Below are 5,866 nucleotides of genomic sequence, written 5' to 3' on the forward strand. Positions count from 1 at the left end.
GTCGGCAGCGGGCCAAAAAGGAATACGTCCATGCCCATCGAGGTGAAACCGGCTGTGAGCGCGGGTTCAAGCATATAGCCCGACAGGCGCGTATCCTTGCCGATCACGACACGATGGCGGTGGTCACCGCGACGAAAGACACGGCCAGCCGCCATGCCGACGCGCAAGGCGGTTTCCGCCGTCATCGCGCCTTCGTTGGCTTTGCCACGAATACCGTCTGTGCCGAAATATTTGCGCACCATAAGGTCGATTATCCTGTCGTCGGGTCGCCCTCAAAGGGGACATGCCTGCTGAACCGCGAATATAGAGAAATATCCCGAATGTGCAGTTAACGAATTCTTGCGGTTTCTTTCAGCGCCGCCAATACCGCCAGCCCGTCGCGCAAGGGGCGCGGCTCGTGTGTGCGGATGAAGTCAGCTCCACCTGCGGCGGCGGCAAGCTCTGCAGCGAGTGTCGCGGCCCCGACATCCCCCGGACCACGGCCTGTGAGCGCGCGCAGAAAGGATTTGCGCGAAACAGACAGAAGCACCGGCAAATCGAAGCGCAGCCGCAATTCATCGAACCGCGCCAGCACCGAGAGCGAGGTTTCGGGAGCAGCCCCCAGAAAAAACCCCATGCCGGGATCAAGGACAAGGCGGTTGCGTTTGATACCGGCACCCGTCAGCGCCGCGATGCGCGCGTCAAAGAACGCCGCAATGTGATCCATGATGTCGCCAGCGGGTGCCTCGCGCCGATCTGCCTGCCCGTCTTGCACCGAATGCATAACGACGAGTTTGGCAGATGATTTCGCCAATTGCGGATAGAACGCAGCGTCTGGAAAACCGCGAATATCATTGAGATAGGCCACACCACGCGACAAGGCATAGGCTTGCGTCGCGGGTTGATAACTGTCGAGCGAGACGGGAATGCCATCTGCCTTGAGCGCGTCCAGCACCGGCGCGATACGCGCGATTTCTGTGTCGGACGAAACAGGCGCGGCGTCGGGATTGCTGGATGCCGGACCGAGGTCGATCACATCTGCCCCCTCGGCCATCAGCTTACGCGCCTGCGCAATGGCTGCGTCTGGCGCCAGATACCGGCCTCCATCGGAGAAACTGTCCGAGGTTATGTTGACGATGCCGAAAATGATGAGCGATTTATTCATGGGGGCTTCTATAATAATAATAATCGAGCATGAGTCTCATACGGATGCTCGGGTCGAAAGGGAATCCCCAGGCGAGTAACCTGTTTGCGGTGATCCATTAGCTGCAGGAGCAGAATAGCATACATCTGGAAGCAAAGCCAGGAAAGCGGCCTATGGAGCTGTGCGGCAGCGCTCAGTAGGCAATTTTTCAAAATATTGTTAAGCCTTTTCTGAGCATGGTATTTTTCATGGTATTACCAATTAGCAGGAAAATAAGCCATTGAATATAAAAGATAAAAATGTCTTGTTTACAATAGAGTGGGGAACACGAACCGTTAGCTGTTGTCCATTTTTCTCAATATAGCCAGCACCACGGTTTTCATTATTCTCTGTTAAGGCAGTTTGTAAATCAGACAAAGGAATTTGCAATTGTTGCAATCGGTTCAGATCAGGGGCAACCACATAGGTTTTATTAAAGCCACCGATACTGTTGATCTCCGCAACGCCTTTTACGCGCTGTAATTGCGGTCTTACAATCCAATCCTGAATTTCACGTAAATCCATCGCCGAATAAGGGGTTCCATCCGGCTTTTTAGCATTTGGTTCGGCTTTAATCACCCATTGATAGATTTCACCTAAACCTGTCGAAATAGGCGACATGTTAGGTTGCACATCTTCAGGCATTTCTCCCATTGCTTCTTGCAAGCGCTGGTTGATAAGCTGTCTGGCCCAGTAAATATCCGTGCCATCTTCAAAAATGATGGTCACTTGCGATAAGCCGTAGCGTGAAATCGAACGGGTTTGTTCCATTTTCGGCATGCCTGACATGGCATTCTCAATTGGATAGGTAATCCGCTGTTCCATTTCCAAAGCCGTAAAGCCATTGGCTGAAGTGTTAATCTGCACCTGAGTATTGGTAATATCCGGTACAGCATCAATCGGTAACTTTTGATAACTATAAATACCAATAGCAATCCAGGCTGCAACAAACAGCATGACCCAGATTGCGTTATGAATAGAAAACTGGATCAGCCGATCAAACAGCCCTTCAGGTTTTACCGATTCGTGGTCTGGAATGTGAGGGCTTTTAGTGCTCATGTGAAGCCTCTCCTTTTTCCATCTCAGATTTCAGTAAGAAACTGCCTTGAGCGGCATATTTTTGTCCCTGATTAAGCCCATTTACCACTTCAATCCACTGGCTATCCCCAGACGATTGACCTAATTTCACCGGCTGCGGAGTGAATTCAACTTTTTGTCCATGCTGAGTGGCGACAAAAACCACATCTTTTCCATCGACATTCTGAACTGCGGACTTAAGTACCCGTAATGCGGTACTTTCACTGCGTTGTTGCAACTGTACGTTTACCATCAAGTTTGGACGTAATTCGGTTGCATTCGATTCAACTTTTGCTCGCACCTGAAGACGACCTGTTTGAATATCCGCTTCAGTATTTAAGGTTTGAATAACTGCCCTGTAGACCTTTTCAGTTTGCAAAGATTTAAATTCGATCTTTTGATTCGGGGCTAAGCCCACAATTTCAGAATTTGGAACAATAAATTCAAGCCAGAGCTGATCTAACCGGTCTATGGTAAAGAGTTGACTTGCTAACTGAACATTTTCTCCGAGCACCAAATCCTTTTTACTGATCACGCCGGAAATGGGGGCTTTCAAAATATAGCGCCCGTTACTGGTATTCACAGCACCAAACGCACTTAAACGTGATTGGGCCGATTGGACCTGAATTTGCGCCCGTTTATAGCTGTTGTAAGCACGTTGATAGTCCTGTTTTGCTGAAATACCCTGTGACCACAGCTGACGCTCACGCTCGAAGTCCTGTTTCGCCAGTTCAAGGTTGGTTTGTTCAATTTTTAGATTGGCCTGCTGATCGACTAAATCAGGAACAAGCAACGTGGCCAAAGACTGTCCTTTCTGAACTTTTTGGCCGAGTTCTACATAGACATTTTCGACATGACCACTAAAACTCGGAGAGACATGCGCTTGCTGGTCGGTATTCACGTTAAGTTTTGCTGGATAAGAACTTAATTTAACCACCGGACCTTGATCGACTGCTGATAACTGTATGCCTTGTTCAACCAGTTGCTTGGCCGTCAGGCTCACGCCTTCTGCATGCTCTTCGGTTTCACCGCCATGTTCCTCTTTGCCTTCTTCACTTCCATGTTCCTCTGCGCCTTCTTCCTCTGCATGTTCATCTGATGTTTCAGATTTATTCTTACCCGACAAGATCAAGAAAATACTGAGTAGTACGGTTGCGCCGATGACCAAACCAATCAGTAGAGGTTGAGAGATTTTTCCGCTCTGTTTTTTTAAGCTGTTTTTAAGATCGAACATGTTAATTTCCCCCACCAATGACAGGCATGGCCTGTATGTCTTGCCATAAGTTTTGATTGATTTGTGCAATAGCATCTTTCGACATGACTTCACTTGGGCTAATGCCTAAGCTCAAACTTTCTGCTTCAATGGCCTTTTGCCAGCCATCCCGTAACAACTGGACTTTACGCAGACGGATGTCTTGTAATTGAAGCGTGGCTTGCTGAACATCGGTTAAAGCAAACTTGCCTGCCAAGAAACCTTGTAGCGTCTTACTTTGAACTTGAGTCGCCAAAGGAATTTGAGTCTCGTCAACGACTTTGAATTGCAGCTCTAAACCCTGCAACTCGGTTAAAATTGTGCCTATTTGCAGCGCATTTTGCTTTAGATAAAACTCTTTCTGACGCTCTAATAAGTTCATTTTTTCTTGCGCGATTTTTATGCCATTTTGCTGACGATCGAAAATATTAAGCGGTACACTGACTCCGACTACTAATTGATTTTGTGTGGAGTTTTCCAAGGATTGGGTGCGGTTGACACCTAGGGGTCGTTTGCGGGAGGGGGCGGAATCCTACGCTAAGGCTTTGGCCAGCGATATTCTCCGGTGAGATTGATGTGTTCCCATCCGAGCGGCGAAACATGGGCCAAGAGATCGGGCGATAGCAGCTTTCCATCGCGTTTCTGGTTTGCAACGACCTCGCCGAGCTTCATGGTGTTCCAGAAGATGATGATGGCGGCGAGCAGATTCATGCCGGCGATGCGGTAATGCTGGCCTTCGGCGGAACGGTCGCGGATTTCACCGCGGCGGTGGAAGCTGATTGCCCGCTTCAGCGCATGATGAGCTTCGCCTTTGTTGAGCCCGATCTGGGCACGCCGTTGGAGTTCGGCATCCAGAATCCAGTCGATCATGAACAGGGTGCGCTCGACGCGACCGACTTCCCGCAGGGCTGTCGCGAGCTCGTTCTGCCGCGGATAGGAGGCGAGTTTCCGCAGAATCTGGCTTGGCGCGACGGTCCCGGCAGCAATGGTGGCGGCGATGCGCAGGATGTCGGGCCAATTGCGCTCGATCATGGCTTGGTTGACCTTTCCGCCGATCAACGCTCGCAGGTGCGCCGGGGCGGCCGACGGATTGAACGCGTAGAGCCGTTTGGATGGCAGGTCGCGGATGCGCGGAGCGAACCGGTAGCCGAGAATGGCACATGCGGCAAAGACGTGATCGGTGAAGCCGCCCGTGTCGGTGAACTGCTCGCGGATATGGCGTCCAGCATCGTTCATCAGCAGGCCATCGAGGATGTAAGGCGCTTCGCTTGCCGTTGCAGGAATCACCTGGGTTGCGAACGGCGCATATTGGTCGGAGACGTGGCTATAGGCTTTCAGGCCCGGGGTATTGCCATATTTCGCGTTGACCAGGTTCATGGCCTCACCTTGCTCTGTAGCGACGAAGAACTGTCCGTCGCTCGAAGCCGACGTGCCCATGCCCCAGAACCGGGCCATGGGTAACGCTGCCTGTGCCTCGACCACCATGGCCAGCGCCCGGTCATAGGCTTCGCCCTCGACATGCCACCGTCCAATGCGGATCAATTCCCAGAAGGTGTGGGTGTTTGTCGCATCCGCCATTTTGCGCAAGCCGAGGTTGATCCCTTCCGCCAAGATAACGTTCATTAGCCCGATCCGGTCAGCGCAGGGTGCTCCTGTGCGCAGATGGGTGAACGCTTCGGTGAAGCCGGTCGCCGCATCCACCTCCAGCAGGAGATCGGTGATGCGCGTGGGCGGGATCTGCTTGTAGAGATCGAGCACCAGATCTTCGGCGCCTGTCGGCGCGGCGGCTTCGAGTTTCTCGATATGCAGAACGCCGTTTTCAATCGACCCGCCCGGGATCGTGCCTGCGCGAGCGGCACGGCCAAGCTCGCGCAACCGCATGTCGAGGCGAGCTTGCCGGTCTGCCAGCCATTCCTCCGGCCGCAATGGCACAGCGAGACGACCGCCTTCCGCGATGGCTTGTGCCGGAACGAGTGCGTGTTTCAGATCGCCATAGCGCCGGGACCTAGTAAGCCAGACATCTCCGGAGCGGAACGCATCGCGCAGATGGAACAGCACCGCGATCTCCCATAGGCGAGCGTCGCCAGCCCTCTGGGCCCGAAGGTGGCGATGCCATTTCGAGCTGGGCCGCAAGAAGCTGGTCATCGCGGCATCGTTCAAACCGGTACGAAGGGCCGTCACCGCTTCCAGAAGCGGCAGTGCAACGGGCGCAGCTCGCAGATCGAGCAGGCGCAACATGCGTGGAGCGTATCGGCGGAAGCGGTGATAACCGTCGAGCACATGATTGAGCGGATCGTCGGCCATGGTGGCGGTCAGCCTGGTTGCCATTGCAACAAGGGTTTTTAAGCCGTCCCACCCTGACCCACTCGCGATGG

5 protein-coding genes and 1 pseudogene are annotated in these 5,866 nt (G+C 52.7%); all 6 read right to left on the minus strand.

Going from position 1 to position 5,866, the window contains the following annotated elements; translation table 11 throughout:
* Nucleotides 1-242: pseudogene (gene glmM, locus PSF67_RS21590) on the minus strand (phosphoglucosamine mutase); the annotation flags it as partial.
* 86 nt (nucleotides 243-328) lie between these two features.
* Entirely contained in the window at nucleotides 329-1,144 is an 816-nt protein-coding gene (sul2, locus tag PSF67_RS21595) for a sulfonamide-resistant dihydropteroate synthase Sul2 (protein WP_001043260.1), read from the minus strand.
* Between the two features lie 240 nt (nucleotides 1,145-1,384).
* The gene (locus PSF67_RS21600) at nucleotides 1,385-2,221 is read right to left on the minus strand and encodes an efflux RND transporter permease subunit (protein ID WP_000105177.1); all 837 of its coding nucleotides are present in this window, start codon (nucleotides 2,219-2,221) and stop codon (nucleotides 1,385-1,387) included.
* Nucleotides 2,211-3,473: an efflux RND transporter periplasmic adaptor subunit gene (locus PSF67_RS21605; protein WP_167846499.1), complete on the minus strand. Its 1,263-nt coding sequence runs from the start codon at nucleotides 3,471-3,473 to the stop codon at nucleotides 2,211-2,213. The genes PSF67_RS21600 and PSF67_RS21605 overlap by 11 nt, the downstream gene beginning before the upstream one ends.
* A 1-nt stretch (nucleotide 3,474) precedes the next feature.
* Complete coding sequence (locus PSF67_RS21610) at nucleotides 3,475-3,972, minus strand: TolC family protein (protein ID WP_272677599.1); 498 nt, start codon at nucleotides 3,970-3,972, stop codon at nucleotides 3,475-3,477.
* Between the two features lie 56 nt (nucleotides 3,973-4,028).
* Nucleotides 4,029-5,866 (minus strand): Tn3 family transposase (locus PSF67_RS21615; RefSeq protein WP_044305166.1); only part of this gene is annotated, 1,838 nt, incomplete at its 5' end.

Source organism: Providencia sp. PROV076 (assembly GCF_028483405.1).
Classification (GTDB): domain Bacteria; phylum Pseudomonadota; class Gammaproteobacteria; order Enterobacterales; family Enterobacteriaceae; genus Providencia; species Providencia huaxiensis.

Coding starts and splice junctions, on each gene's coding strand:
- PSF67_RS21600 (WP_000105177.1), bottom strand. CDS start 2,221: ATGAGCACTAAAAGCCCTCACATTCCAGACCACGAATCGGTAAAACCT.
- PSF67_RS21605 (WP_167846499.1), bottom strand. CDS start 3,473: ATGTTCGATCTTAAAAACAGCTTAAAAAAACAGAGCGGAAAAATCTCT.
- sul2 (WP_001043260.1), bottom strand. CDS start 1,144: ATGAATAAATCGCTCATCATTTTCGGCATCGTCAACATAACCTCGGAC.